The following is a 26,493-nucleotide window of genomic DNA, read 5'->3' as shown; positions in this document are numbered from 1 at the left end:
CTGGTGCAATCTCCTGTATCCGTCGCGCGCGTCACCGACAGGTGCCATAATCGAACATATGTTCGAACGGATGCGGCTCGCGGTGGTGGCCTAGATGGAGGTCATCGACTACGCCGAGCTGCACGCGCACACCGCCTTCAGCTTCCTCGACGGCGCCAGCCAGCCGGAGGAGATGGCCGCCGAAGCGGGGCGTTTGGGGCTCAGCGCGCTCGCCATCACCGACCACGATGGCCTCTACGGGGTGGTCCGCTTCGCCCAGGCGGCACGCTCCATCGGCCTCCCAACAGTGTTTGGTTCGGAACTGAGCCTCGCGCTCCAGGATTCGCGGGGAAGGCACGTTCTCGACGCCCCCACCGAGGCTCCAGACCCGCGCGCGCAGCACCTCGTAGTTCTCGCACGAGGTGCCACCGGCTACGCGCGTCTCAGCCGCGCGATCGGTCTGGCGCACCTCGCCACCGGCGAGAAGGGCCGCTCGCACTACACGCTTGAGTCACTCGCGGAGGCGGGCGGCGGCGAGTTCCTCGTCCTCACGGGGTGCCGAAAGGGCGCCGTCCGTCGCGCTCTTGGGGGTGGAGTGCTCGGCGGCCCGCCCGTCACGGTCGACGGGATGGTCGCCGCTCGCTCCGAACTCGACAAGCTCGTGGCCCTGTTTGGGCGCGACAACGTCGCCGTGGAGATCACGGACACCGGCTCACCTTTTGATTCGGAAGTGTCCGACGCCCTTGCCGACCTGGCATTCGACCTCCAACTCCCGCTCGTGGCCACCACGGCTGCCCACTACGCCAGCCCCAGAGATGCCGATCTAGCAGGCGCGTTGTCCGCAATCCGGTCTCGCTCGAGCCTCGACGACATGGACGGCTGGCTGCCCGGCAGCCCCGGCCAGCACCTCAGAAGCGCGGGGGAGATGATGTACCGCCACCGCCGCCACCCGCAGGCGGTCACCACCGCGGCACGCCTTGGTGCCGAGTGTGCCTTCGACCTCTCGCTCGTGGCGCCAAAGCTCCCTCCATACCCGGTTCCGGAGGGTCACACGGAGGCGACCTGGCTCAGGGAGCTGACCTATAGGGGGGCAAGAGAGCGCTACGGTCCCCCCGATCGTGAGCGGGTCAAGGGTGCCTGGAAGCAGATCGAGCACGAGCTCGCCGTCATCGAGGCCCTGGACTTCCCCGGCTACTTCCTCATCGTCCACGACATCGTCGCGTTCTGCCGCAAGTCAGACATCCTCTGCCAAGGAAGAGGCAGCGCCGCCAACTCGGCGGTCTGCTACGCCTTGGGAGTCACCGCTGTGGACGCCGTCACCCACGGGCTGCTCTTCGAGCGCTTCCTCGCCCCGGAAAGAGACGGCCCCCCTGACATCGACGTCGACATCGAGTCCGACCGCCGCGAGGAGGTCATCCAGCATGTCTTCGCCCGCCACGGCCGAATCAACGCGGCCATGGTCGCCAATGTCATCCAGTACCGACCCCGCTCCGCGGTAAGGGATGCGGCAAGGGCGCTTGGCTACGGCGTCGGGCAGCAGGACGCGTGGTCAACGTCCATCGACCGCTGGAGTGCGCTGAGGGTGCCGGTAGAGATGCAAGAGCAGTGGGCGGCCCAACAGCGGGACGCGATGTGGCCGGACCCCACCCCCGTCAACGACCTTGACCACATCCCCGAGCCGGTATTGGACCTGGCAGATCGCCTGATGCGCCTCCCGCGACACTTGGGGATCCACCCCGGTGGCATGGTGCTGTGCGACCGCCCCGTCATCGACGTGTGCCCCGTGGAGTGGGCGCGAATGCCCGGCCGCACCGTGCTGCAGTGGGACAAGGACGACTGCGCGGACGCAGGGCTCGTGAAGTTCGATCTCCTCGGCCTCGGCATGCTCTCCGCACTGAAATATGCGTTCCGGTACATCAGGGAAACGGAGGGCAGGGAGTTCGGCCTCCACGACCTCCCTCAAGAGGACCCCGCGGTCTACGACCTGCTGTGCGCCGCCGACACCGTTGGCGTCTTCCAGGTGGAGTCCCGCGCGCAGATGGCCACGCTGCCGCGGCTTAGGCCGCGAAAGTTCTACGACATCGTCGTTGAGGTGGCACTCATCCGCCCCGGCCCCATCCAGGGCGGCTCTGTGCACCCCTACATCAACCGCGCGCGCGGCCGAGAGAAGATCGAATACCTGCACCCGCTCCTCGAGCAGTCCCTGGGCAAGACCATGGGAGTGCCGCTGTTCCAGGAGCAGCTCATGCAGATGGCGATGGACTGCGCAGGCTTTGACGGCGCACTAGCGGACCAGCTCAGAAGGGCGATGGGTTCCAAACGCAGCCCCGAGCGCATGGAGGCCCTGCGCGCGCGCTTCATGGTTGGTGCCAACGAGCGCGGCATCACCGCGGACGTCGCCCACCAGATCTTCGACAAGCTCAAGGCCTTCAGCGACTTCGGCTTCCCCGAGTCGCACTCCTTCAGCTTCGCCTACCTCGTCTACGCCTCGAGTTGGCTCAAGGTTCACAAACCCGCCGCCTTCTACGCCGGGTTGCTCGCCGCTCAGCCCATGGGCTTCTACTCGCCCCAGTCGCTCGCCGCGGATGCCCGACGCCACGGCCAGGTCATCCTGCGCCCGTGCGTCTCGCGGTCGCAGGCTTTGGCGGTGGTGGAACGGCTCGATGAGCCGTTCCAGCTCCCGGGGGAGGTACGCGCCGACATGGCGGCGCTCACTCACGTTGACCCCACGCTGGCCGTGCGGATGGGGCTGGCCTCTGTCCGCGGGATCGGCGCTGAGAAGGCGCAAGAGATTGTCGACGCGCGTGCCAAAGGCGAGTTCGCCTCGCTCCTCGACATGGCGCGGAGAGTCAAACTCAGCACCGCCCAATGGGAGGCCCTCGCCACCGCCGGAGCCCTCGAGAGCCTAGGTGTGACGAGGCGAGAAGCCCTGTGGGCGTCGGGCGTGCTGTCGCAAGAGGGGCCGGACACCCTGCCCGGCGTGATCACCGGTGTGGAAGCACCGCAACTACCAGGAATGACGGATGTGGAGATGGCTGTGGCTGATGTGTGGGCGTCGGGGGTTTCGGCGGATGTGTACCCCACGGTGTTTGTGCGCGAGGGGCTCGACGCGAACGGCGTTCTCCGTGTTGGCGACGTGATCGCCCACGAGGCGGAGCGTCGGGTGCGCGTGGCGGGCGTGGTGACGCATCGCCAGCGCCCGGGCACCGCGAAGGGCGTGACCTTCCTGTCCCTCGAGGACGAGACGGGTTTCCTCAACATCATCTGCTCACAGACCGTGTGGAAGCGATATCAGGCGGTGGCCAGGAAGTCTCCGGCGCTCGTGATCAGGGGCATGATCGAGCGCGCGGACGGCGCCACCAACCTGGTGGCGGAGCACATCGCGCCGCTGAGCCTCAAGGTGCCTTCAAAGAGCCGCGACTTCCGCTAGCGCCAAGACGAGCGCACGATGGGGAGATGGCAACCCCGGAAACGGTCACCGTAGAGGGCCACGAGGTGCGCTTCACGCACCCCGACAAGGTCATGTACCCGTCCACCGGCCTCACTAAGCAAGGCGTGCTCGACTACTACCTGGCCATAGCGTCGGCCCTTATCCCGCTCGCCAAGGACCGGCCGGTGACCCGAAAACGCTGGATGGACGGCGTCGGCACCGCGAACAAGCCAGGGAAGGTGTTCTTCCACAAGGACATCGACAACGACGCCCCGGACTGGATTCACACGCACACGATCGAGCACGACGACCACACCAACGCCTATCCGCTTATCGACTCGCCCGCCGTGCTCGCGTTCTACGTGCAGCACAACGCGCTCGAGTTTCACGTGCCCCAATGGCGCTTTGGGCCGCGAGGGGCCAAGCGGAATCCGGACCGCATCGTCTTTGACCTGGACCCGGGAGAAGGATCCACGAGCGAGCAGATCATCGAGCTCGCGCAGATTCTGCGAGAGCGCCTCGCGAAGGACGGCATCGACACGATCCCGGTGCCGAGCGGCTCAAAGGGCGTACACATTTACGGCAAGTTGGAAGGCAAACGGGACTCGGATGCGATCACGGACTACGGTCACGCGCTCGCCCAAACGCTAGAGGAGGAGCGGCCGGACCTCGTCGTGACCAATATCCGCAAAGCGGTACGAAGCGGGCACATCCTTATCGACTGGAGTCAGAACAGGGCCGCGAAAACCACGGTCACTCCCTACTCGCTACGCGGGCGGCTAGAGCCAACGGTTGCATGCCCTCAGACCTGGAAAGAACTTGAAAACGGGCTCGTTCAGAAAAATCCAAAAGAGGCTATTTACCTGCTGAAACGGCGCCCGTGCCCCCTAGCGAGTCTCATGGGCGTGGAATAACTCGGAAAACACGTGAGTTGGCCCTACCGACAGAAGCAAGACCAGCTAGAGCAAAGGAACCATCATGTGGACCACCATCTTGTTCATCGCGGCCGTGATTCTCGTTATCGCCGGAATCGTGCGCATCGTTCAAAAAGACGTGCTGTGGGGAGTTGTCCTCATCGTCCTCGGACTGCTCGTGGGCCCCGGTGGTGTCAGCATCTTGAGTTGACCGCTCCCTGAGAAGGGATCAAAGGCTCGTGCGTCCCTGGGGAACGTGAATGATCACGTTCCCCAGGGACGTTCTTGCGTCTACACCAGCGCCAAGAGGAGGAGCGCGGGACGCAAGGGGGCAGGCCCAACGCAACCCCAGCGTCGGGCATTCACGAAACCTGCCAACTAGAGAAGGTGGATGGCCACGGTGACCCCGGCCACCACGATTGCCTCCATCGACATGAGCTTGACGAGGATGTTGAGCGACGGGCCCGAGGTGTCCTTGAAGGGGTCACCCACCGTGTCGCCGATGACCGCGGCCTTGTGGGCGTCGGAGCCCTTGCCGCCGTGGTGTCCCTCCTCGATGTACTTCTTGGCGTTGTCCCACGCGCCACCGGAGTTCGCCATGAACATCGACAGCGAGAATCCCGCGACGGCACCGCCGGCGAGGAGCCCAAGCACGCCGGGCACGCCGAAGACGAAGCCCATCACGATGGGCGTGGCGATGGCGAGGATCGAGGGGAGCATCATCTCGCGCTGAGCGGCCTTGGTGGAGATGGACACGCACCGCGCGTAGTCGGGCTCCGCCGTGCCGGCCATGATGCCGGGGATCTCGCGGAACTGGCGGCGCACCTCGTCCACCATCTGGCCTGCGGCGCGGCCAACGGCCTTCATGGTGACCCCACTGAACACGAATGCGAGCATCGCGCCCACGAACATGCCGGCCACCACCTTGGGGTTGATGAGCACCACTTGGAAGCGCTCCATCATGTCCATGAGCGAGAGGTCGCGCAGGGCATCCGTAGCGTCCGCCGCCATGGTTGAGCCATCGGGGAACGTGTAGGTATTGCCGCGCTCCAGTACGTGGGAGATCGCGATCTTGACCTCTTCGATGTACGAGGCGAGCAGAGCGATGCCGGTCAGGGCCGCGGATCCGATCGCGAATCCCTTTCCCGTTGCGGCGGTGGTGTTGCCGATCGCGTCGAGGAGGTCGGTGCGCTGACGCACCTCGGGCGGCAGGCCGCTCATCTCTGCGTTGCCTCCCGCGTTGTCCGCGATGGGGCCATACGCGTCGGTGGCGAGCGTGATGCCGAGCGTGGAGAGCATGCCGACGGCCGCGATACCGATGCCGTAGAGGCCGGCTCCCATGGTTTCCGTAGTGAAGCCAAAGCCGGAGCCGAAGAAGTAGGCGAGCGCCGTGCCGGTAACCACGGCGCCAACGGGAATCGCCACGGAGAGCATTCCTTCGCCAACGCCGGAGATGATGACCGTGGCAGGGCCGGTCTTTGAGGACTCCGCGATGCGCTTGGTGGGTGAGTAGCCCTGCGACGTGTAGTACTCCGCGGCTCGTCCGATGACGATGCCGGTCAGCAGGCCGGCGAGCAGGGCTAGCCAGGTTCCCCAGACGTTCGGAAGGTGCATGAGGTGCAGCACGCCAAGCGAGGCGAGCGCGATCATGATGGCCGCGCCGTTCACGCCGCGGCCGAGCGATGCGAGCAACTGCTTGGGAGACGCACCCTCCTCCGTTCGCACCAAGAACACGCCGATGATGGACAGGAGCGTGCCGAGCGCGCCGATCACCATGGGCGCGACGACAGCGCTGAGCTGCACGGACGCGCCGTCCGCAAGGTATGCGGCCGCTCCCAGGGCGGCGGAGGCCAGGATCACGCCCACATACGACTCGTAGAGGTCGGCGCCCATGCCGGCAACGTCGCCAACGTTGTCGCCGACGTTGTCAGCAATGGTCGCGGGGTTGCGGGGGTCGTCCTCGGGAATGCCAGCCTCAACCTTGCCTACCAAGTCAGCCCCAACGTCGGCCGCTTTGGTGAAGATGCCGCCGCCAACGCGAGCGAACAGCGATTGCACCGCCGCGCCCATGCCGAACGTCAGCATGGTGGTCGTGATGATGACGATCTTGTGGCCGTCCTCGATGCCGTAGACGCGTGTGAGCACGAGGAACCACACGGCGATGTCGAACAGGCCAAGGCCCACGACCGTGAGACCCATAACAGCGCCGGAGCGGAAGGCCACCGTGAGGCCGCGGTTAAGGGACTCGCGCGCCGCGTTCGCTGTACGCGCGGAGGCGTACGTCGCGGTCCGCATGCCGATGAAGCCCGCGAGGCCGGAGAAGATGCCGCCGGTGAGGAACGCGAACGGCACCCACGGGTTCTGCATGTGCAGTACATAGGCGAGCACTACGAACACGAGCGTGAGCGAGGCGAGCACGATGCCCACCACCTTGTACTGCTGCTTGAGGTAGGCGATGGCGCCCGCGCGCACGTGAGCGGCGATGCGCGTCATCGTCTCGGTGCCCTCTGACTCCTTCATCATCTGGCGGAAGAAGTAGTAGGCGGCTCCCAGCGACATGAGCGACGCAACAGGAACTATCCAGAACCAAGCTGGCATGGTGTGAGGACCTTTCTTAGTGGCCGAAAGTCGACTGGGCGGAGCGCCACCAGGCGAGGTGCTCGCGCTCGAGCTCGTCGCGGGTGGGCAGGTAGAAGGCGGAGATTCCGGAGGTATCGCCCACGAAGAAGCCGTTGCGGATGGTGCGGAACAGCACCTCGCCGGTCATCTGACGCAGCACCGTTTTGGTGGGGGAGCCGCCCGCGTTGAGCTCGCGAAGGCAATCTCTCAGGTGCCCGATGTTGGGGTACGGCAGGTTGTCGATGTCCTGGTGATCCGGATCGTTCTTGAGATTTCCAAGGGTGAGCTCCGCGAACACGATGCGCGGCACGTGAATGGGCTGGGTGGCGTCGGTGATGAAGGTCGCGAACTCCGCTGGGTTCAGGCGCGAGACCACGCGCGGCCCCACGGGGCAGAACTCCTGGTAAAGGTGGGTGCGATCCTCGCCGTCCGCAACGAACTCGCTCGCCTCGATCGTGAGCACGCGGCCGTCGTCGGTGGCCAAGTGCAGCGCCTTGAGTGCCTCGCGGGGAACGCGCTCTAGGACGCGATAAATGGAGGCGTAGACCGAGGTCTTTGGCCGGCCGTCAGGGTGCGGAACGCACTTCGCGTCGATCTCGGCGAGGGGGAAGGACGCGGGCGGCAGCTTGTCGCGGTCAAGGGAGAAGAAAACTGCCTGCCCACGCGATCGCTTGGCGGAGCCAATGGCGTAGTAGAGCCCAAAATCCTCGGGCTCGAGCATGGAGGCGATGAGGGCCTCCGGGATCAGCGAAAGGTACAGATGCGTTGGCATGGGATGCTCCGGGTCGACATCGATGTCGCGGGTCAGGGGGACCTCTAGAGACGCTAGTAATGCCCAAGCTGCCCAACGGGGGACTTGGGTCCCGCGCTTTGGGAGCCGCAGCGTCGGGCCTGTTGAGGCAACCCGCGCGTATGCCCCTCCACACAACCCGGATGCCCCTCCACACAACGAGGGCGTGACTCGAAAGTGGCACGTCGTCTACCAGGTGTTTCTGTGAGTGGCCGCGAGAGGAGAGGAGTTTTGTGTGGAAGGGCATTCGCCGTGTGTGGAGGGGCATTCGGGAGGAGACGGTGTCCGGGCTGGCTCTGAGGGCACCCTCGCCCGTGCTACCCTTTTCTTCGCGCTAGGGCCTCCCAGCCCTGGTTCACCTCGTCCGGGTGGCGGAATGGCAGACGCGCTAGCTTGAGGTGCTAGTGCCCTTAGCGGGCGTGGGGGTTCAAGTCCCCCTCCGGACACGACGCACGCGGCATATCGCCGCGACGCGCACGTCGGATCAACACCGCGTCGCCGCCGGGCGCACTTCTCCAAGGAGAGCCCGTGTCCGTCTCCACTGCCGAACCAAGCAGGTTCGCGCCGTCCAGGTGGATTCATGGCCTCGAGGAGTGGATCGCCAAGTTCCACGACACCCCTTGCTCGCGCATCGTCATCGCCGTCTTCTACGTGATTGTGGCCGCGGCCGTGGTGATTCCCGTCGTGGTTGGGCCCGGCAAGGCGCTGAGCCGCATCGACGAGCCAACTCACGCGGATTATGCCTGGCAGGTGGCGCATTTCCAGTTGCCGCGTGCCGGATCAGCCATTGCGCAGCCCATCCTTGACCACTGGGCGTGCGTGGGCCAAGAGGGCTACGAACTTCCAGAGTGCGGCTCCGGCGAGGGTGCGTGGGCGTTCCCCTACGACGGCCAGAACTACAACTTTGCGCACCCACCGCTGTACTACGCGGTGGTGGGACTGCCTGCGCGTGCAGTGGACGCGATCTTCCCAGGCGTCGACTTTGTGACGGCCGCGCGTCTCATGGGTGTCGGCTTCCTCGCCGGCGGCATGTTCATGTTGTACGTGGCGCTGCGCCGCTGGCGCCTTGACCCCGCGGCGGCGGTGATCGCGCCACTGTTGCTCCCCGCCTTCCCGCGAGAGCTCCATGCCGTCACCACGGTCAACCCAGACGCGGCCGCCGCGCTGTTCGGCGCCGCCGCCGTGTGGCTTGCCGCCAAGATCTTCGTCGAGGACTACCGCGGCTGGGTGCTGCCCGCAGTTCTCACAGGACTCGCGGGACTCACCAAGACCATCACCGCGGTGCCGTTCATCGCCATTGCGCTCCTGATCCTCTTCAGATTGGTCCGGGACCTGCGCGTGCGTCGCTTCCACCGCGCGGATCTGGTGGTGCCGATCGCGATCGCAGGCGCTGTGCTCGTGCCTTACGGCCTGTGGCAGCTCTTCCAGGGCGGTAGGGGAGACCCGTACTGGACCAATCCGCTCGTTGGCCTGAATACCAGGGACGTTGAGGGTTTACCAGGCTCCGAATGGCTCGAGACCGCCTTCAGCGGCATCAATCTCGCCTCGGAGTACTACCTGCAGCCGCCGCTTGACGTGGCGCTCATGGTGTCCTGGACGCGGCTTCTCAACATCATCATCATTGGCGCGGTTTTCTCCGTCATCGTCGCGTGCGCCAAGGAACCCGCACGCCGCTCGCTCGGCTGGATGGTGCTCGCCGGAGTCTTCATCTATCCCACGATCGTGCAGGTGCAGGCGTACCTCAACACGGCCGTCCCGCAGTACTTCCCCAATGTCACTGGGCGCTACGGATTGGCACTGATACCAGGGGCGATCGCGTGTATGTGCGTTGCCGCGTGGAAGGCCGGGTACCGCCGCATTGTGTACTTCTTCGCGCTTGGCGGGCTCGTGGTGCTCGGCATCGTCATCTCGAATGGGTTCATGGCGATGTAGGCACCGCGGGTAGCCTGGCGGCATGTCTGAATCCGACGTCATCGAGCTTGCCCAAGACCTCATCCGCATCGATTCCTCCAACTATGGGGACGTCGAAGGCCCCGGTGAGCGTGAGGTCGCCGAGTACGTCGCCACCTATCTGTCCAACCTGGGACTGAACCCCGTCATCAGGGAAAGCGAGCCTGGGCGCGCGAGCCTCACCGCACTGTGGGAGGGCGAGGACCGCACTCGCCCGCCGCTTGTGGTGCACGGCCATCTCGATGTGGTGCCCGCATTCAAGGAGGACTGGTCGGTTGACCCCTTTGGCGCGGAGATCAAGGACGGCATGATCTGGGGCCGCGGCGCCGTAGACATGAAGGGCATCGACGCGATGTACCTCGCGGCCGCAGGTCGCCTCATTAAGCAGGGCAAGAAGCCCGCGCGGGACATTGTCTTGGCCTTCTTCGCCGACGAGGAGCACGGCGGCGCGCGCGGCGCCAAGTGGATGGCGCAGAACCATCCGGACGATTTCCACGGTGCGTCGGAGGCGATTTCTGAGGTGGGTGGATTCTCCATCCAGGTGCAGAACAAGCGTGTGTACTTGATTCAGACCGCCGAGAAGGGCATTCAGTGGCTGCGCCTGGTTGGCACGGGCCGCCAGGGCCACGGCTCGCTCGTACACGACGACAATGCGGTGACGCACCTGGCGGGCGCTCTTGCTCGCATCGGCACGCACCAGTGGCCCATCGAGATCAGCCCGACGGTGGAGCGGCTTCTTCGCGGAACGGCAGAAATTCTGGGGATTGACTACGCGACGGACCCGGCGACCCTGCAAGCGATCATCGGCCAGTTGGGATCGATCGGCGCAATGGTGGACGCATCTATCCGCAACACGTCGAACCCCACGATGATGGACGCGGGCTACAAGACCAACGTGATCCCGGACACCGCCACCGGCTTCGTCGACACGCGCTTCCTCGCGGGCCAAGAAGAGCTCGTGCTTCGCAAGATCGAGGAACTCGCGGGCACCAACGTCAAGGTGGAGCAGTACATTACCGAGCCTTACATCGAGGCGCCCTTCGAATCCACCCTGGTAGACCGCATGATCGCGGCCATTCAGCTGGACGATCCAGAGGCCGTAGTGCTTCCGTACTCCCTCATGGGCGGCACGGACAACAAGCACCTCGCTGGCATTGGCATCACGGGCTACGGCTTCGCGCCGCTTCGCCTCCCGCAGGAACTCGAGTTCTCCAAGCTGTTCCACGGCATCGACGAGCGCGTGCCCGTGGAGTCGCTCACCTTCGGCACCCGTGTACTCGAGGCGTTCCTCAAAGACTGCTGAGAGCCGCCGCGCCCTAAGCCGCGTCGGTGCGCACCACGCGCATCGTGCGCCTACGCAACCACACGCGTCGGGCACCCCCAACGAAGATGACGCTGCGCGCCAACTCCCACGCGCCAAACTCGGCATGCTCGGTGAGCATGGCCCTCGCGTCCGCGCGTGAAACGCTCGCAGGTATGTCCACGACGCGCCAGTCGTAACGCGTCGACGATGCCCGACGCTCCCTCACCGGGGAGACGACGTGGCCTTTTGGCTGCAGTGAGTTTCCCATCAACCCTCCCATTTCAGCGTAGTGGCAGGTACCGTCATAGATATGAGCGCAAATGCACGCGAGGCGTTGCTGCTTCTGACAGCGGCGTTGGAGACGCACCTTGATGCGATCGAGAACCGGCGGTCCCCAGAAGACGCGATGGTGGACGACGCATATGAGGCGCTAGCGGACGCCTTCGAGCGGTACGAGGACGCCCTTGACGTGGAGTTCGCTGAGGGGCTGCCAATGATCCTCGACGAGGACGACGAGCTCACGGAAGAGGAGTTCGAGGAGGCCTCGCAAGAGCTCGATCCGCATGCCGTCGAGGATGACGACGAGTTGGATGACGACCTTGAGGAGTTCGACCTCAGGTCGTAACTCCGTTGCACGCGCGCGAGTCCACCCTGAGGGCGGGCCGCGCGCCGGCGCACTAGCGGCGCTCCGGGTAGCCCACGTGAGGCTGAGTGACCTCGGTGAGTGCCTCGACGATCGCGTGGGGGAGTTCGCTGTCCGCTGCCGCGAGGGATGCGGTGAGTTGCGCAGCTGTGCGGGCGCCGACGATCGCGCTTGCCACATGCTCTTGAGCGAGCACCCACCCAAGGGCCACCTCGAGCGCACTCAAACCGAGGCCGTCGGCCGCCGTTGCTACGGCGTCCACGACCACGCCCGCGCGGTCTGTCAGGTACGGCTCCACGAAGCCGGCGAGGTGATCGCTCGCGGCCCTCGAATCTGCAGGGATCGCGCCGCGATACTTCGCGGTGAGCACTCCGCGGCCAAGCGGCGACCAAGCAAGGATTCCCAGCCCAAGAGCGTCCGTTGCGGGCACAACCTCGCGCTCAATGCCGCGCTGTAGCAGGGAGTATTCAACCTCTGTGGCGGCGAGTGCCGGGCGTCCCGTTGCCATGGCGGCGATCGCGGCCGTTGCCCACGCGGGGAAGTTGGAGACCCCTATGTACCGAGTGCGACCCGAGTTAACCGCGATCTCTAGCGCGTGCAGCGTCTCCTCTAGTGGGGTCTGGGGATCGAAGACGTGCACGAGGAACAGGTCCACGTGGTCGGTGCCGAGCCGCTCCAGTGACGCGTCCAAGGTGTCCAGCAAGGTGTCGCGCGAGGAGTCGATCACCCCGCCCTGCGCCGTGCGGCGGATGCCTGCCTTGGTCACGATCTGCACGTCCTTGCGCGCTATCGACGCGCCCAACAGTTCGCCGAGCAGGGACTCAGCCCCGCCGTCGGCATACGAAGCAGCGGTGTCAATGAGAGTGCCGCCGGCATCGAGGAACAGATCCAGTTGCTCGCCCGCCTCGTCGGCGTCCGTGTCGCGGCTCCATGTCATCGTGCCGAGCGCCAGGTGCGAGACCTCGAGGCCTGTTGAACCGACGCGCCGCACCTGCATGGACGCGACGCTACCGGGTGGCGTGGGGTGCCATGGGAGCGACTCGCGGGCATTAGCCTTGCTCGCATGGAGTGGTGGGAGGCAGTAGTCCTTGGACTGGTTCAGGGGCTCACAGAGTTCCTGCCAATCTCGTCGTCTGCGCACATTCGTGTGGTTGGCGCACTGTTGCCGCACGGCGCAGACCCCGGCGCGGCGTTCACGGCGATCATTCAGATCGGTACAGAGGCAGCTGTGTTGCTGTATTTCTGGCGAGACATTGTGCGCATCGTGTCGTCGTGGTGGCGCGCGCTCGTTGGTCGCGATGGGCCCGACGCTAGGGCCAGGTTTGGCGCGCGTAACGCTGACGCTCGGTTGGGGTGGTTTGTGATCCTCGGCTCCGTTCCGGTGGTGGTGCTTGGGGTGCTGCTCAAGGACGTGATCGAGACGGCGTTCCGAAATCTGTACCTAACAGCCGCGGTGCTTGTGGTGTTTGGCCTGGTACTTGCTTGGGCGGACCGCGTCGGCGCCAAGAAGCGAGAACTCGCCGAACTGAATGCTAAGGATGCGACGGCGCTCGGATTTTGGCAGGCGATGGCGCTCATCCCTGGTGTTTCCCGCTCCGGTGGCACCATCTCCGGTGGACTGTTCTTGGGGCTCACCCGTGAGGCGGCCGCTCGCTACTCGTTCCTGCTCGCGATTCCTGCCGTGTTGGGATCCGGTGTCTTTGAGCTTGTGACGGAGTGGGACTCGCTCCAAGAGCCAGGGGCGCCCGGGCTCACGGCCACGCTCATCGCGGCCGTGGTGGCGTTCTTTGTGGGGTTCGGCGTGATCGTGTGGTTCCTGCGCCTCATCACACATCGCTCGTTCATGCCGTTCGTGATCTACCGCATGGTGTTCGCGGGCGTGATCGTTGCCCTGCTAGTGACGGGCACCATCTCCGCCACGTAACGATCACCTCTCCACACACGCCGATCACCTCTCCACACACGCCGAAATCCTCTCCACACACGACCCACGTGGGACAGGTGAGTCTGAGCACGGAGGACTCTCTGCGGGCATGCCGAGGTCACGTTTTGTGTGGAGAGGCGATCGCGTTGTGTGGAGAGGCGATCGCGTTGTGTGGAGGGGCGATCGGGGCGGGGGTGGTCTACTTGCCGAAGTCTCGGCGGCGCAGGTACTTCTCGAACTCCGCGGCGATCGCGTCGCCGGACGCTTCAGGAAGAGCGGCCTCGTCCACCATGGACTCGAGTTGCGCCACGTGGGCGGCGATCTCCTCGTCCTCTTCCATGAGTTCGTCGGCGCCGTTCTCCCACGCCTCAGCGTCGTCAGCGAGCCCCGCGTACTCGAGCTCCTCGCGCACGAGCAGTTCCACCTGGCCCAGCAACTGCACGGTGCCCATGGGGCTTGGCGGGTGCGCGATGTAGTGGGGGATGCCCACCCACAGCGAGTACGTAGTGAGGCCGCGGTGCTGCGCGTCGTGGCCAATGACTCCAACAATTCCGGTGGGGCCGTCGTAGTCGGAGCGCTCAAGGTCCAGCCGCTCGCGAGCACCCGCGTCCTCGGAGGTCAGGTACACCGGTAGCGGGCGCGTGTGGGGAGAATCCACCAGGAGGGCACCCAGGGTGAGCAGCGTGGTGCCGCCGAGCTTGCGCACGTAGTCCAGCACCTCGGCGCTGAACTGTCGCCAGCGCATGGACGGTTCGATGCCCCGGATCAGGATGATCTTGCGGGTCTTGTCGCCCTTCCAGGTGGCCGTGTAAATGACGGTTCCGGGCCAGCTGATGACTCGCTCGCCGTGCTCGTCGCGAGACGCGATGGGGCGATTGACCTGGAAATCGTGGTAATCCTCGGGATCAAGCGTCGCGTGCTCCTTGGCGCGCAACACCCGAATGAGGTGGTCAACCGCGGCAGAGGCCGCGTTACCTGCGTCGTTCCAGCCCTCGAACGCGGCAATAACGAGCGTCTCGTCCGCCGGGATAGGCACGTTGTCCGGGTCAAACTCCATCAGGCCAGCCTAGACCGGCACCCGTCACCGCTCGCGCGTCACCCGCGTAAGAAATGTGTCCACCGCGGCGAAGTAGCGAGCGGGCTGGTCACGGCGAACGCAATGGCCAGACTCAGGAATCACCGCAACCTCGACGAGCGGGTTGGGAACCAGTGCCATATCCGGTGCCATCGGTGTCGTCGGTGGGATCACCACGAGTGTCGGCATGGTCAACGCGGCGAACCGCGACTCCCACTCGTCGTCATCGAAGAACAGGCCCTCGCGCACGTAGTTGCGGTCAACCTGTAGTTTGGCGGGCCCCCAGGCCTCGATCTCGGCGTCGGTCCAGGGCGTCTCTTGGCGCATCGCCTTCATCTTGGCCGCGTACCGATCCGGGTCCGCCATTTCGTCGAGGAACTCCTCGTTTGGCCTCACGAACTCGGGATTGGGAGTGCGTCCCTTCGCCGGCTGGGCGGGGTCTTCGACCACCAAGGCGCGCACAGCGTCGGGCCTATCCAAAGCCCCCCACAGCGCGAGGAGGCCTCCTAGCGAATGGCCAACAAGCACCACGGGAGCCGACTGGGCGTCGAGGATGCGCGCGACGTCCTCGCGCATGACCTCAGGGGCGCGCAGCAACTGATCCGCGGTGAAGCGCGGGGAATCTCCGTGACCGCGCAGGTCTACCGCCCAGATGTCCCACTGAGAACCCCAGTGCTCGAAGAGGTCGGGCCAGTTGGAACCCGCGTCCGTGAGGCCGTGCAAGAGGATGACGCGCGGTGCGCCGGGAGTGCCGTGGTGGTGCACCACGAGGTCTGTATCTGCCACTCTGCCAGCCTAGACTTGCTGAGTATGGGCGCGAACCTTCCTGCCGCGGTGCTGTGGGACATGGATGGCACACTCATCGATTCGGAGCCGTACTGGATCGCCGCTGAGACGGAGTTGTGCACGAAGTTTGGCGTGCCATGGACCCATCAGGACGGGCTGTCGCTGGTGGGGAATTCGCTCGAGTATTCGGCCGGCATCCTGCGCGAACGCGGCGTGCTCATGGAGAGCCACGACATCATCGACCACCTCATTGGCCGCGTCACGATGCAGGTGCGCGAGCGGGCTCCGTGGCAGCAGGACGCGTTCGACCTGCTCAATGACGTGCTCGCCGCCGGGATTCCGTGCGCACTCGTGACGATGTCGTACAAGCAGCTCGCCGACGCGTTGCTTGCCAGGGTGCCGGAGGCGTTCGCCGTGGTTGTGACAGGCGACGAGGTCGCGAAGGGAAAGCCAGATCCCGAGGCCTTCCTGCTTGCCGCCTCGCGCCTCGGCGTTGACATCCACGAGTGCGTCGCGTTCGAGGATTCCATCTCGGGTGTGGCGTCCGCGCTCGCTTCAGCCGCGCGCACGGTGGGGGTGCAGCGACTCATTCCCGTGGAGCCGCAGGCAGGACTCAGTCGTGTCGCGTCGCTCGAGGGGCTCACGGTCGCGGACATTCGGGAGATAGCGGCGGGCAAGGTCATCGACCAGCTCGCCTAGGCCGCCGCCGGGTCTCGCTTAGTTGTCCAGCCCCGCGTCCCTGCCCGACGCTGCCTCAAGGGCCTCCCACACGTCGCCGGGGATGTCCCACGAGGCCCACGCCTCGATCTCGGCGAGCCGCTCTGGCCGGGACACGCCCACGATGGTCGAGTCGATGCGCTCATCGCGGGTGGAGAACTGCAGAGCGGCGGCGCCCAACGGAACGCCCGCCTCGCCACAAATCAACTCCACGGCCTTGATTGCGCGCTCGGTTTCAGCGCTCGCCGGTCCATAGCAATACTTCTGGACTGCCTCCCAGCCACGCGCGAGCACGCCACCGCCAAACGGCGCTCCGTTGATCACGCCGTACCCGGCCTCGTGCGCTTGGCTGATGACCGCGTCCGCGCTGCGATCCGCGAGCGTCCAGCGGTTGTGGGTGAGCAGGACTTCGAACACCCCGGTGTACAGATACCGAGCCATGAGCGAGGCGGGGCCGCCCGCAACCCCAAGGTGCCTGGCGAGGCCCTCATCGCGGATGCGCGCTAGTTCCGCCACCGCGCCATCCGGCGCCATCGCGTCCGCGAACGAGATGCGCTCAGGATCGTGGAAATGCAACAGATCCACGCGGTCGACCCCTAGACGCTCGAGCGAGCCCTCAAGAGACCGCCGCACCGCGGCTCCGTCAAACTGTCCCGTCTCGAAGTCCGGGTCAACCTTGGTGGCGAGCACGATGGACGAAGGAAGCCCACCCACTTCGCGCAGGGCCTCGCCGATGCGGCGCTCGGACTCACCGTTGTTGTACGCCGCGGAGGTGTCCAAGAAGCCAAAGTCACTGGTGAGAGCGGCAACAGCGGTAGCAACTCCCCGCGCGCTGGGGGTCTCGTAGTCAAACGCGCCTGGCATCGAGCCGAGCGGGCCGCCGCCGATGCACACGGCCGTGACCTCGAGGCTGGTCGCGCCAAGGGGGCGGCGATCAAAGGCGGAGGGTGCGCTCATGCGTTGCTCCAGGGTTGGCGGGAAATGGTGACAGTTTCGCCCGACTCGGCCGCAGCCTCCACCCCGAGTGCCAACGCCCAGTCTTGCGAACCTTCCGCGAGAGCGTAAGGCGGGGGAGCGTCGGACCGTGCCCAGGCGCCCACCTTGCCAAGGAGCGTGGACACCGCAACCTCGTCGTCGGAGAACCGCGCTCCTTGCCAGGCGTTGTCGTACACCACGTGCGAGCCCCAAGAAATGTGGTCAAGGTCATTGCCTTCGAGGTTGAGCTCTATCCCGGTATGCCGCCGTACCAGGTGCGATGTGATGAATGTGCGCGGCGCGGTGAGTTGGGTGACGCGAAGGTCCACGATCTCGCCGAGTGAGCCGCGCAGAGCAATGCGGTCTTGTCGCAGCGGGTTCCACCACTGGTTGTCGGTGAAGTCATAGGTGGCGACCTTGCCGCCCTCGAAGCGGATGAGGGCGCGAACCGTCTTCGCCGGCGACGGCGTCGCATCTTCCGCCCAGCCCGCGTGCGTCATGGGAGTTGCGAGGTCGTGAGTGTCCGCGATAGCGCGAATCTCCGCGCCCTCGAAGCCCACGCCAAGCATCTGCCGGATGATCCCCATCGCGTGATACATGTGCGTGCTCGAGACTTCGGCCTCGTTGACCACGCCGATCGCGCCCGAGTCAATGACCGCCTTGCGCGCGAGGTGCCCCGGATACAGCGGGTACTGCTCGGCAACCTGCACAAGGCCCGACGCTCCCACGTCCGACCACAGACGTTCCAGTTCCGCTTGGGTTGGGGCGGGCGGCGTTTCGCACAGCGTGGGAATGCCGCGCGCGACGAGGTCACGGACAAAGTCCGGGGCGGCATCCCAGCTCACCGAGACAATCACGAAGTCCGGCTTCTCTGCGGCGAGGGCCTCGTCAAGAGTGGCGAAGGTTGGCACACCCCAGCGGGAGGTCGCGTCCGCGCGCGCTTCCTCGCGCCTGGCGACAACTCCGGCAACGCGGAAGGTGCCAGGGAACTCGCGTGCGGGCTTAAGGAAGAAGGGGGCGCGCCAGCCGTAGCCGACGATGAGGTAGCTGAGGGGCGTCGTTGCACTCATGAGGCCACTCTGTCACGAAGCGGTGCCGTGGCCCGCGCGCTAGGACTGCGTGACCGGATCCAGCGTCCGGAGTCCCAACTCTGCGGCGAGACGCAGCACGTTTGCGTCATGACTGACAATGACCGTGTCGCTGCCCAACGCGACCGCGGTCGCAAGGTGAATCGCGTCCAGTGTCTTTGCGTGTTCGGTATTCGCTTCGGCGCTCGACATCGTGGCTTCGTCGAGTACCGCCATCGTGACCTTGTCGAGGAGCGCATCCCGCATGTTGATCGGGAGAGCCACTCGCCGCAGAAAACGCGTCAGTTCGGTCTGCAGCAAGCGAGAAGAGACAACGTCGGATTCGCCGATCGCTTGATCGAACCATTCAGTTGCTCGCGGATGCCCGTCCAGTGCATGTACAGCCACCGATGTGTCGAGGTAGTAGCGGGTCACCGGTCTTCCTTCATCTCCGCCAAGAGAGCCTCGGTCTCCTCGTACGTGCGGCGCGGCATGTTGGGGCGATCGGAGAGGCGCGGGCCATTCGGGTTGCGGGCGGGGATGAGCGTCAGCGGAGTTCGGTCAACCGGCACCAGTTTCGCGATGGGCCGCCGATGCCGCGTCACAACCACAGACTCGCCGGCCTCAACGGCCGCGAGCGCCTCGGTTGGGTTCTGTCGAAGTTCCCCCACGCTGATGCTCCTCATCCTTCAACGGTAGGAAAATTGTCTACGAATGTCTACATTCCGCGAGGACGCACCCCAACACCCGCCTCGACCTTGTCCGGATCGAGCGGCGGCACAGTGCCTCCAAACTCGGGACACAGCGCCTGGAACGAGCACCACCCGCACAGCTTGGACTTCTTTGGCCGGAACTGGCCGCGCTCGGCGGCGGTGGTGATGGACCGCCACACCTCGCGGATCTCGTGCTCCACGGCGGCCATGTCCTCGTCTGACGGCCTCAGGTCCACGTGGACCCCATCACGCAGGAACAGTAACCGCGCAAGCGCAGGCCGCCGGTCACGCAACCGCTCCACGACAAGCGAATAGAAGCGCATCTGGAAGCGCTCCTTCTGCCCATACCCAGGTGCAGGCGAGCGCCCGGACTTGTAGTCCACGATGCGGATGGATCCGTCGGCAGCGACATCGAGCCGGTCGATGATCCCGCGCAGCAACGGTCCGTCTTCAAGCTGCGTCTCGACAAGCAGCTCGCGCCCATCGGGCTCAATCCGTGAGGGGTTCTCCAGCTCAAAGTACGTACGCAAGCGTTCCCTCGCGTCGCCCAACCACTGAGCCTCCGCAGCGTCGGACGGGTGCAGGGAACCGTACTCAGGGCGCTCCTCAACCATCCGATCCCACCGGGGCACGAGCATCTCGACGGCGGCCGCCTCCGTACGCCGCTCGGCGGGGAGTGCAAAGAGATCCTCGAGCACCGCGTGCACCAAGGTGCCGAGCGTTGCCGCGGCCGACGGCGGCTCTGGCAACCGGTCGATCGCGCGATACCGGTACAGCAGCGGGCATTGCGTGAAGTCGCCGGCCCGCGAGGGGGACAGGGCAGGGGCGCGTTCGCTCATGGGGCAACCATAGGAGCCTGGGCCGACACGGACCCGCCAGCGGTTACGGTTATCCACATGACGAGCGCCCGGCCCCAGGTGCGGGGGATAAGGCTGGGCTCGATCAAGGGCGCCCAGATCGTCGTGCAGCCCTCGACGCTGCTCATGCTCGTGATCCTTGCGTTCATCTACTCGTCGTCTGCGGACGGCCAGATCACGCCGCACGCGTTCTCGTTAGGAATGCTGCTCGCGGTGCTGCTCTTCGTGTCGGTGTTCATCCACGAACTTGCACACGCGATCGCGGCCTGGAGCTTTGGTCGCAAGGTCGAAACCATCATGCTCACGCTGTGGGGAGGCGTCACGAGTTTCGATGCGCGCGCCATCACCCCCAAGGTGGTGGGTGTCACGGCCCTTGCTGGCCCGCTCGCGAACAGTGGAATCGCGCTCGCTTCGTGGGGAGTCCTGCAAACCGGCGTCACGTCCGGCCTTGTCGAGGCGGTGATACGTTGGCTCGCGTTTGCGAACGTTCTCCTCGCCGTCTTCAACGTCCTGCCTGGTATTCCTATGGACGGCGGCAAGGTCTTGCAAGCGGCCGTGTGGGCGGGCACGGGGGATCGACTCAAGGCCACTCGCGTCGCTGGCTGGTTCGGCCGCGCCATCGCCATTGTGGTGGTGGTCGCGATGATCGGCTATCCGCTCACGCAAGGCGAGCGCATTTCGCTCATCAATGTGGCCTTCGCGTTCCTCATCTTCACAGTCATTTGGCCCTCGGCGAGCGCCGCCATCAGAGCGGTGGGCACGGTGGAGCGACGTCAAACTGCAAGCATCGGAGCGCTTATGCGTCGCTCCGTAGGGGTTTCCTACACGGTTTCGGTCGCCGAGGCACTGGATAGTGCACGCCACGCCGGTGCCCTCGACGCGGTGGTGCTGTCCGCGGACGGCCAGCCGGCGGCGCTTGCGAGCGTTCGCACCATGAATCGGGTGCCAGAGGAGCAGCGGCCCCACGAGGGCTTGATTTCCGTGAGCGTCCCCATTCTTCGGGGTGCCGTAGTAGCCCCGACGCTGGAAGGAGACGAGCTCATCGCTTCCCTTCGCGAGTGGTACGGCAAGACGGAGTCCTGGGTCGTCGCCGACGAAGGCACGGTGGTGGGTGTGGTGGAGTTGCAGGACGTGGTCGACGCGCTCCAGTAGCCGCGAAGTGGCCCCACGTGCTCGCAATAGACTTGAGCGCTATGACCACAAGCCCCACGGGCGCCGACGCGCGCCGCGGACCGTTGCGTGACGGTGACCGCGTCCAGCTCACGGACGCCAAGGGTCGCTATCACACCGTCTTGCTTAAGGCGGGAGAGACTTTTCACACGCACCGTGGCTCTCTCAAGCACGACGACCTCATCGGCCAACCCGATGGCTCCGTGGTCACGTCGACGAACGGGACCGTCTACCAGGCCTTCCGTCCGCTTCTGAACGACTTCGTGATGTCAATGCCGCGCGGGGCAGCAGTGATCTACCCCAAGGACGCCGGGCAGATTATCCAGATGGCGGACATCTTTCCCGGGGCAACCGTCGTCGAGGCAGGCGTGGGCTCCGGGGCGCTCACGATGTCGCTGCTGCGCGCGGTTGGCGACGGTGGGCGCCTCGTGTCAATCGAGCGCCGCGAAGACTTCGCGGACATCGCGCGCGCCAACGTCGAGCACCACTTTGGTGGCGCGCACCCCGCCTGGACACTGCAGATCGGCGACTTCGCGGATCGTGTGGCAGAGCTGGGTTTGCACAGCGTCGATCGCATTGTGCTCGACATGCTCGCCCCGTGGGAGAACATCGACGCGGCGGCCGACGCTCTGGCCGCGGGCGGCGTCTTCCTCGCCTACGTCGCGACTACCACTCAGTTGTCGAGGGTCGCCGAGGGCCTGCGAGAGCACGGTGAGTTCACCGAGCCGCGCGCGTGGGAGACGATGCTTCGCACCTGGCACCTCGAGGGCCTGGCGGTGCGCCCAGACCACCGCATGCAGGGCCACACCGGTTTCCTCATCACGGCGAGGAGAATGGCCCCAGGCGTAGAGGCCCCCTTGCGCCACCGTCGGCCCGCCAAGGGCGCCTACCCAACCGACGAAGAGTGGACGCCAGAGGACCTTGGCGAGCGGGCAATCAGCGAGCGGAAGATACGCAAGGTGCGGCGGGATGTTAGTGAGCAGAGGGACGTGATGGAAGAGGACGGAGAGCAGGCATGAGCGTGGAGAACGACAGCAGGGTCGCGTCGCTGGAGGCGCGCAACTCGGAGCTCCAGCGCCTCCTCACCCTGGCGCGCGACCAACTGGGTGAGATGAAGGAGAAGCTCGCCGAAGCGTCGGCCCCTCCGCAGACCTTCGCGACCTTCGTGGCGTGGGCCGGCAAGCACGCGGACGTCGTGGCAAACGGGCGCCGCATGCGCGTCGCGGTGCTCCCCACGCTTGAGAAGCGGCCGCAGGTTGGCGACGAGGTGCTGCTCAACGCCATGAGCGTCATCGTTGACGTTGCGGATCCCGACCGCGTTGGCCAAGCCGCCATCGTGCGCGAGGTCATCGACGACACTCGCGTGCTGGTGGTGGCGCGAGGCGAGGACGAGCGGGTTGTGGAGCTCATCGGCGGCAACGCGCACGCGAAGCTTCACGAGGGCGACACCGTGATCATCGATCCGCGAACGGGCCTCGCGAGCGAGCGGGTGGAGCGCACTGGTGTGGAGGCGCTGCTGCTTGAAGAGGTGCCGGACGTGGACTACAAGTCCATCGGTGGCCTCACCCCGCAGATCGAGCGCATCCGTGACGCGATAGAGCTGCCGCTCAGCCACCCGGAGTTGTACAAGGAACACAACCTGCGTCCCCCGCGCGGGTTGCTGCTGTATGGCCCCCCTGGCTGCGGAAAGACGCTGATCGCAAAGGCCGTGGCACACTCGCTCGCCGAGGCCGCCGGTGCTGATCGCTCGTACTTCCTGTCCGTCAAGGGCCCGGAACTGCTCAACAAGTACGTTGGCGAGACGGAGCGATACATCCGCACCATCTTTGAGCGCGCCCGCGCGAAGGCGCACAGCGGCGCCCCCGTGGTGGTCTTCTTCGACGAGATGGAGGCGCTGTTCCGCGCTCGCGGTTCAGGTGTGTCCTCAGACATGGAGACCACGATCGTTCCGCAGCTGCTCACGGAACTTGACGGTGTGGAGGCACTCGGCAACGTCATCGTGATCGGCGCCTCGAACCGCGAAGACATGATCGACCCCGCAATCCTGCGCCCTGGCCGCCTCGACGTGAAGATCGAGGTGCAGCGGCCGGACCCTGAGGGCGCCGCCGACATCTTCGCGATCTACCTCACCCCGGATCTGCCGCTCAACGACCGTGAGTTCCAGGTGCACGGCGAGGACAAGGACGCGACGGTCCGGGCGATGATCGACGCCGCAGTGACCCGCATCTTCTCCCACCCTGACGCCAAGCACTTCGTCTCCGGCGCGCTCGTGCGCAACGTCGTTGACCGTGCCAAGACCGCCGCGATCAAGACCACCGTCGCGGGCGGGCCGCGCGGCATCACGTCGGAGCACCTCGAATGGGCTGCGGATCAGGAGCTTGCGGAGGCGCGCGCGGTGGCGGCGAAGAACCTGGGCGGCAACTGATGCGGATTGTCGGCCTCGAGACCGAGTACGGCATTACTGATCCTGCGGATCCGCGCGCCAATCCCATCCTGCTGTCGTCGCTGCTCGTGAGCGGCTGCCGCGCGTGGGCGGGGGAGCGGACCACGCGGTGGGACTACGGCGGCGAGGACCCGCTTATGGACCAGCGCGGCCAGCGCATTCCACGCACGCACGTGATCCCGGAGCTGCTCACGGACGCGCATGAGTTCAACGCCGAACACGGTGCCGTGACGTTGCGCCGCCGCCGCGGCAGTTGGGAAGACCCTGCCCATCTCAACGCGGTACTCACGAATGGGTCGCGCTTTTATGTCGACCACGCGCACCCCGAGTACAGCGGCCCCGAGGTCACCAACGCGCGCGATGCGGTGGTGTGGGACCGCGCGGGGGATGCGATCGCGCTTGAGGCGGCCGCGGCGTACGCGGCGGCAGAGGGCACGCAGGTGAGCCTGTTCAAGAACAACGTGGACGGCAAGGGCGCCAGTTACGGCACCCACGAGAACTTCCTGATTCGCCGGGACGTGGACTTTGAGATTCTTGCGCGCCGCCTCACGCCGCACCTCGTGACGCGCCAGGTCTACACGGGCGCCGGCCGCGTTGGCGTGGGCATGCGCGGCGAAGTCGCGGGCTTCCAGATCTCCCAGCGTGCGGACTACATGGAGGCCGAGGTTGGTCTCGAAACCACGCTGAGGCGCCCCATCGTCAACTCCCGTGACGAGCCCCACGCGGACCGCAAGCACTGGCGGCGCCTCCACATCATCATCGGCGATGCGACCACCTTCGACGTCGCCACCTTCATGAAGCTCGGCACAACATCGCTGGTACTGGCCGCTATCGAGGCGGGTGACGAGCGGCTTGACGCGCTCGTGCTCGCCGAGCCCGTTGGCGACGTGCAGCGCGTGTCGCGTGACCTTGCGCTGAGGGAGACATTGCAGTTGGCCGACGGCACGGTTGCGACCGCGCTGCAGCTTCAGCGGGCGCTGCTTGAGATAGCGCGCGACTACGTCGCGGATGCGGTGGATGCGCAGGTGGTGGCGCGGTGGGATTCGCTCCTCGAGCGCTTGGGGCGCGACATCTTTGAAACGGCGCGCGAGGTGGAGTGGGTAGCCAAGCTCCAACTCCTTGGCCGCATGCGCACCAAGTACGGAGCTGACGGCAAGGACGCGCCGTGGGACGACCCCCGTATCGCGGCCAGCGACATCGTGTGGAGTCAGCTGGGCACGGGCCTTTCCGCTCGCCTTGCGGCCGCGGGCCAGGTGGACAGGCTCGCGACCGACGACGAGGTGGCGCGCGCCATGACGCAGGCGCCAGCGGACACCAGGGCCCGTCTCAGGGGAGCCATCATCGCCGCGCGCCCAGACATCGTTGATGCCGCAGGGTGGTCAACCATCGTGCTTGACCGGGATGCCGACCACGGCCAACTGGAAGTGGTGCACCTGGACGAGCCAGCGTCGGGCACGCACCCCCTCATTGACGCCTTGGTGCGCGGGTAGAGTGACCGTATGCCTCAGCAAAGCGTCAACCAAGACTCCTTCGACGACGACGTTCCCGACGATGCCCCGCCTCCCGCGGCCCCCGCGGCGAGCACGGACGCTCTTGACGCGCTGCTCGACGAGATCGACGGCAACCTGCAGGTCAACGCCGAGCAGTTTGTACGCTCCTTTGTGCAAAAGGGCGGCCAGTAAGCCGGTGAGCCGTCCACATGATTAGCCCCGACGTTCCGCCGCCGCTAGAGGTTGACCCCGCTCGCCGCATCTTTGGCCTCGAAACCGAGTTTGGCCTGCACCTCGATACGCAGACCACGCGGCCCATCACGCCCGAAGAGGTCGCGGGTCACCTCTTCCACTCCGTGGTGCAGTGGGGGCGTTCCTCCAACGTGTTCCTGACCAACGGATCGCGACTGTACATCGACGTTGGCGCCCACCCCGAATACGCCACCGCGGAGGCAGACAATCTCGCGGACCTGATCGCGCTCGATAAAGCGGGGGAGCGCATTGTGCAGGGCCTCGTGGCGGGCGGCGAGGAGCGGCTGCGCGCCGCAGGCGTCGAGGGCACCATTCACTTGTACAAGAACAACACCGACTCCGCGGGCAACTCGTATGGGTGCCACGAGAACTACCTGGTGCGGCGCCGCGCCGACTTTAAGGCCTTCGCGAGCGACCTCTTGCCGTTCCTGGTAACTCGTCAGATCGTCACCGGAGCTGGTTGCATCACGCGCACGCCGCAGGGCGCGCACTTCAGTTTCTCGCCGCGTGCTGACCACATGTGGGAGGGCATGAGTTCCGCGACCACGCGGTCTCGTCCCATGATCAACACGCGAGACGAGCCCCATGCCAACGCGGAGCTCTACCGGCGCATGCACGTCATCGTTGGCGACTCGACAATGGCCGAGCCCACCGCGTTGCTGAAGATGGGCTCGACGGACCTGATCCTGCGCCTCATGGAGGCGCGCGTGGTGATGCCAGGGCTGGCTCTCGCCCGCGAGATGCAGGCTATTCGCGACGTCGCTCACGACCTCACGGGTAAGGCAACGGTGGAACTGGCCGACGGCCGGCACCTGACAGCGGTGGAGGTTCAGCAGGCATACCTCGACGTGGTGAAGAGCCACGTCGGCGGGATCGTCACCGTCACCGACGAGGTAGAACACATCCTTGACCTGTGGCAGCGCGGCATTGACGCGGTACGCACCCAAGATTTCTCCCTCATCGATGCCGAGCTGGACTGGGCCATCAAACTCAAGATCATCACGAGGTATCAGGAGCGACTCGGGTGCCGCCTTGATGATCCGCGGTTGGCACGGCTCGAGCTGGCCTTTCACGACGTCTCGCCGGAGCACGGGCTGTTCTATCGCCTGCAGGCCCAGGGCCTCGTCACGCGCGTGATCGACGACGAACGCATCGAGCGTGCGATGACTACCGCGCCCACCTCAACGAGAGCGCACCTGCGCGGTGCGTTTGTGAGTGCTGCGTCACAAGCGGGGCGCGATTACACGGTGGACTGGGTGCATCTGAAAGTGACCGGCGAAGAATCGCGTACGGTGTTGCTGAAAGACCCCTTCCGTAGCGCGGATGCCAGGGTCGATGAGTTCATCGATTCGCTTGCAGCGCCCTGATCTCCATATACTGGAAAGTTCGCGTACCA

Annotated in this window: 25 protein-coding genes and 1 tRNA gene; 15 read left to right on the top strand and 11 right to left on the bottom strand. The window is 65.7% G+C overall.

What is annotated here, in order from left to right; translation table 11 throughout:
• Nucleotides 1-94: 94 nt before the first annotated feature.
• The 3 genes from QM618_RS00230 (at nucleotide 95) to QM618_RS00220 (ending at nucleotide 4,534) form a co-directional block, all read left to right on the top strand.
• On the top strand, nucleotides 95-3,409 hold the full coding sequence (locus tag QM618_RS00230) for an error-prone DNA polymerase (protein ID WP_428093103.1): 3,315 nt from the start codon (nucleotides 95-97) through the stop codon (nucleotides 3,407-3,409).
• 26 nt (nucleotides 3,410-3,435) lie between these two features.
• Entirely contained in the window at nucleotides 3,436-4,323 is an 888-nt protein-coding gene (gene ligD / locus QM618_RS00225; RefSeq protein WP_428093100.1) for a non-homologous end-joining DNA ligase, read from the top strand.
• Nucleotides 4,324-4,387: 64 nt separating this feature from the next.
• The gene (locus tag QM618_RS00220) at nucleotides 4,388-4,534 is read left to right on the top strand and encodes a GPGG-motif small membrane protein (RefSeq protein ID WP_428093097.1); all 147 of its coding nucleotides are present in this window, start codon (nucleotides 4,388-4,390) and stop codon (nucleotides 4,532-4,534) included.
• A gap of 167 nt (nucleotides 4,535-4,701) precedes the next feature.
• Here QM618_RS00220 and QM618_RS00215 read toward each other — a convergent pair whose 3' ends face one another.
• Nucleotides 4,702-6,921: a sodium-translocating pyrophosphatase gene (locus QM618_RS00215; protein WP_428093094.1), complete on the bottom strand. Its 2,220-nt coding sequence runs from the start codon at nucleotides 6,919-6,921 to the stop codon at nucleotides 4,702-4,704.
• A gap of 16 nt (nucleotides 6,922-6,937) precedes the next feature.
• Complete coding sequence (locus tag QM618_RS00210) at nucleotides 6,938-7,714, bottom strand: hypothetical protein (protein WP_428093091.1); 777 nt, start codon at nucleotides 7,712-7,714, stop codon at nucleotides 6,938-6,940.
• 380 nt (nucleotides 7,715-8,094) lie between these two features.
• Here QM618_RS00210 and QM618_RS00205 point away from each other — a divergent pair.
• The 3 genes from QM618_RS00205 to QM618_RS00195 all read left to right on the top strand — a co-directional run bounded on the left by QM618_RS00205 (nucleotide 8,095) and on the right by QM618_RS00195 (nucleotide 10,985).
• A tRNA-Leu gene (locus QM618_RS00205) sits at nucleotides 8,095-8,178 on the top strand.
• 82 nt (nucleotides 8,179-8,260) lie between these two features.
• The gene (locus QM618_RS00200) at nucleotides 8,261-9,664 is read left to right on the top strand and encodes an ArnT family glycosyltransferase (RefSeq protein ID WP_428093088.1); all 1,404 of its coding nucleotides are present in this window, start codon (nucleotides 8,261-8,263) and stop codon (nucleotides 9,662-9,664) included.
• Nucleotides 9,665-9,686: 22 nt separating this feature from the next.
• A complete protein-coding gene (locus tag QM618_RS00195) occupies nucleotides 9,687-10,985 on the top strand; it encodes a M20/M25/M40 family metallo-hydrolase (RefSeq protein WP_428093084.1) in 1,299 nt (432 codons plus the stop codon).
• A gap of 13 nt (nucleotides 10,986-10,998) precedes the next feature.
• On the opposite strand, the gene QM618_RS00190 is transcribed toward QM618_RS00195, so the two are convergent.
• Nucleotides 10,999-11,253 carry a DUF5703 family protein gene (locus tag QM618_RS00190; RefSeq protein WP_428093080.1) on the bottom strand — a complete coding sequence of 85 codons (255 nt, stop codon included), beginning with the start codon at nucleotides 11,251-11,253 and terminating at the stop codon, nucleotides 10,999-11,001.
• A gap of 42 nt (nucleotides 11,254-11,295) precedes the next feature.
• Here QM618_RS00190 and QM618_RS00185 point away from each other — a divergent pair, with 42 nt between their 5' ends.
• Nucleotides 11,296-11,610 carry a primosomal protein gene (locus QM618_RS00185; protein ID WP_428093077.1) on the top strand — a complete coding sequence of 105 codons (315 nt, stop codon included), beginning with the start codon at nucleotides 11,296-11,298 and terminating at the stop codon, nucleotides 11,608-11,610.
• Between the two features lie 52 nt (nucleotides 11,611-11,662).
• Here the strand turns inward: QM618_RS00185 and QM618_RS00180 are convergent, their stop codons facing one another.
• Complete coding sequence (locus tag QM618_RS00180; protein WP_428093074.1) at nucleotides 11,663-12,625, bottom strand: aldo/keto reductase; 963 nt, start codon at nucleotides 12,623-12,625, stop codon at nucleotides 11,663-11,665.
• Nucleotides 12,626-12,691: 66 nt separating this feature from the next.
• On the opposite strand from QM618_RS00180, the gene QM618_RS00175 reads away from it, so the two are divergent.
• The gene (locus QM618_RS00175; protein WP_428093071.1) at nucleotides 12,692-13,552 is read left to right on the top strand and encodes an undecaprenyl-diphosphate phosphatase; all 861 of its coding nucleotides are present in this window, start codon (nucleotides 12,692-12,694) and stop codon (nucleotides 13,550-13,552) included.
• 199 nt (nucleotides 13,553-13,751) lie between these two features.
• Here QM618_RS00175 and QM618_RS00170 read toward each other — a convergent pair whose 3' ends face one another.
• Together QM618_RS00170 and QM618_RS00165 are read right to left on the bottom strand one after the other, a co-directional pair.
• On the bottom strand, nucleotides 13,752-14,609 hold the full coding sequence (locus tag QM618_RS00170) for a proteasome assembly chaperone family protein (protein WP_428093068.1): 858 nt from the start codon (nucleotides 14,607-14,609) through the stop codon (nucleotides 13,752-13,754).
• Between the two features lie 24 nt (nucleotides 14,610-14,633).
• Nucleotides 14,634-15,413 carry an alpha/beta fold hydrolase gene (locus tag QM618_RS00165; protein WP_428093065.1) on the bottom strand — a complete coding sequence of 260 codons (780 nt, stop codon included), beginning with the start codon at nucleotides 15,411-15,413 and terminating at the stop codon, nucleotides 14,634-14,636.
• Between the two features lie 24 nt (nucleotides 15,414-15,437).
• On the opposite strand from QM618_RS00165, the gene QM618_RS00160 reads away from it, so the two are divergent.
• Complete coding sequence (locus QM618_RS00160; protein ID WP_428093061.1) at nucleotides 15,438-16,112, top strand: HAD family hydrolase; 675 nt, start codon at nucleotides 15,438-15,440, stop codon at nucleotides 16,110-16,112.
• Between the two features lie 18 nt (nucleotides 16,113-16,130).
• On the opposite strand, the gene QM618_RS00155 is transcribed toward QM618_RS00160, so the two are convergent.
• Genes QM618_RS00155 through QM618_RS00135 form a run of 5 tightly spaced genes read right to left on the bottom strand, consistent with a single transcriptional unit; the run spans nucleotide 16,131 to nucleotide 19,724 of the window.
• Nucleotides 16,131-17,087 carry an aldo/keto reductase gene (locus QM618_RS00155; protein WP_428093058.1) on the bottom strand — a complete coding sequence of 319 codons (957 nt, stop codon included), beginning with the start codon at nucleotides 17,085-17,087 and terminating at the stop codon, nucleotides 16,131-16,133.
• Nucleotides 17,084-18,175 (bottom strand): Gfo/Idh/MocA family protein, encoded by a 1,092-nt coding sequence (locus QM618_RS00150; protein WP_428093055.1) that lies wholly within the window; start codon nucleotides 18,173-18,175, stop codon nucleotides 17,084-17,086. Before QM618_RS00150 ends, QM618_RS00155 begins: the two co-directional genes overlap by 4 nt.
• A gap of 39 nt (nucleotides 18,176-18,214) precedes the next feature.
• Nucleotides 18,215-18,607, bottom strand: coding sequence for a type II toxin-antitoxin system VapC family toxin (locus QM618_RS00145; RefSeq protein ID WP_428093050.1), 393 nt, complete (start codon nucleotides 18,605-18,607; stop codon nucleotides 18,215-18,217).
• Nucleotides 18,604-18,858, bottom strand: coding sequence for a type II toxin-antitoxin system Phd/YefM family antitoxin (locus QM618_RS00140; protein WP_428093047.1), 255 nt, complete (start codon nucleotides 18,856-18,858; stop codon nucleotides 18,604-18,606). The genes QM618_RS00145 and QM618_RS00140 overlap by 4 nt, the downstream gene beginning before the upstream one ends.
• A 32-nt stretch (nucleotides 18,859-18,890) precedes the next feature.
• The gene (locus tag QM618_RS00135; RefSeq protein ID WP_428093044.1) at nucleotides 18,891-19,724 is read right to left on the bottom strand and encodes a RecB family exonuclease; all 834 of its coding nucleotides are present in this window, start codon (nucleotides 19,722-19,724) and stop codon (nucleotides 18,891-18,893) included.
• Between the two features lie 57 nt (nucleotides 19,725-19,781).
• Here QM618_RS00135 and QM618_RS00130 point away from each other — a divergent pair, with 57 nt between their 5' ends.
• From QM618_RS00130 to pafA, 6 genes are read left to right on the top strand one after another with little or no spacing between them, the layout of a single operon-like run.
• The gene (locus tag QM618_RS00130) at nucleotides 19,782-20,894 is read left to right on the top strand and encodes a site-2 protease family protein (RefSeq protein WP_428093041.1); all 1,113 of its coding nucleotides are present in this window, start codon (nucleotides 19,782-19,784) and stop codon (nucleotides 20,892-20,894) included.
• A 41-nt stretch (nucleotides 20,895-20,935) separates the two neighbouring features.
• A complete protein-coding gene (locus QM618_RS00125; RefSeq protein ID WP_428093038.1) occupies nucleotides 20,936-21,931 on the top strand; it encodes a tRNA (adenine-N1)-methyltransferase in 996 nt (331 codons plus the stop codon).
• Nucleotides 21,928-23,337 (top strand): proteasome ATPase, encoded by a 1,410-nt coding sequence (gene arc, locus QM618_RS00120; protein ID WP_428093035.1) that lies wholly within the window; start codon nucleotides 21,928-21,930, stop codon nucleotides 23,335-23,337. Before QM618_RS00125 ends, arc begins: the two co-directional genes overlap by 4 nt.
• Nucleotides 23,337-24,845: a depupylase/deamidase Dop gene (gene dop, locus QM618_RS00115; RefSeq protein WP_428093032.1), complete on the top strand. Its 1,509-nt coding sequence runs from the start codon at nucleotides 23,337-23,339 to the stop codon at nucleotides 24,843-24,845. The genes arc and dop overlap by 1 nt, the downstream gene beginning before the upstream one ends.
• Before the next feature lie 9 nt (nucleotides 24,846-24,854).
• Nucleotides 24,855-25,037, top strand: coding sequence for a ubiquitin-like protein Pup (locus QM618_RS00110; protein ID WP_428093028.1), 183 nt, complete (start codon nucleotides 24,855-24,857; stop codon nucleotides 25,035-25,037).
• 17 nt (nucleotides 25,038-25,054) lie between these two features.
• A complete protein-coding gene (pafA, locus tag QM618_RS00105; RefSeq protein ID WP_428093025.1) occupies nucleotides 25,055-26,464 on the top strand; it encodes a Pup--protein ligase in 1,410 nt (469 codons plus the stop codon).
• The last annotated feature ends 29 nt before the right edge of the window (nucleotides 26,465-26,493 follow it).

The sequence above is a fragment of the Demequina sp. genome (assembly GCF_049841215.1).
Lineage (GTDB): Bacteria > Actinomycetota > Actinomycetes > Actinomycetales > Demequinaceae > Demequina.
This window is presented reverse-complemented; position numbering and strand designations above follow the sequence as displayed.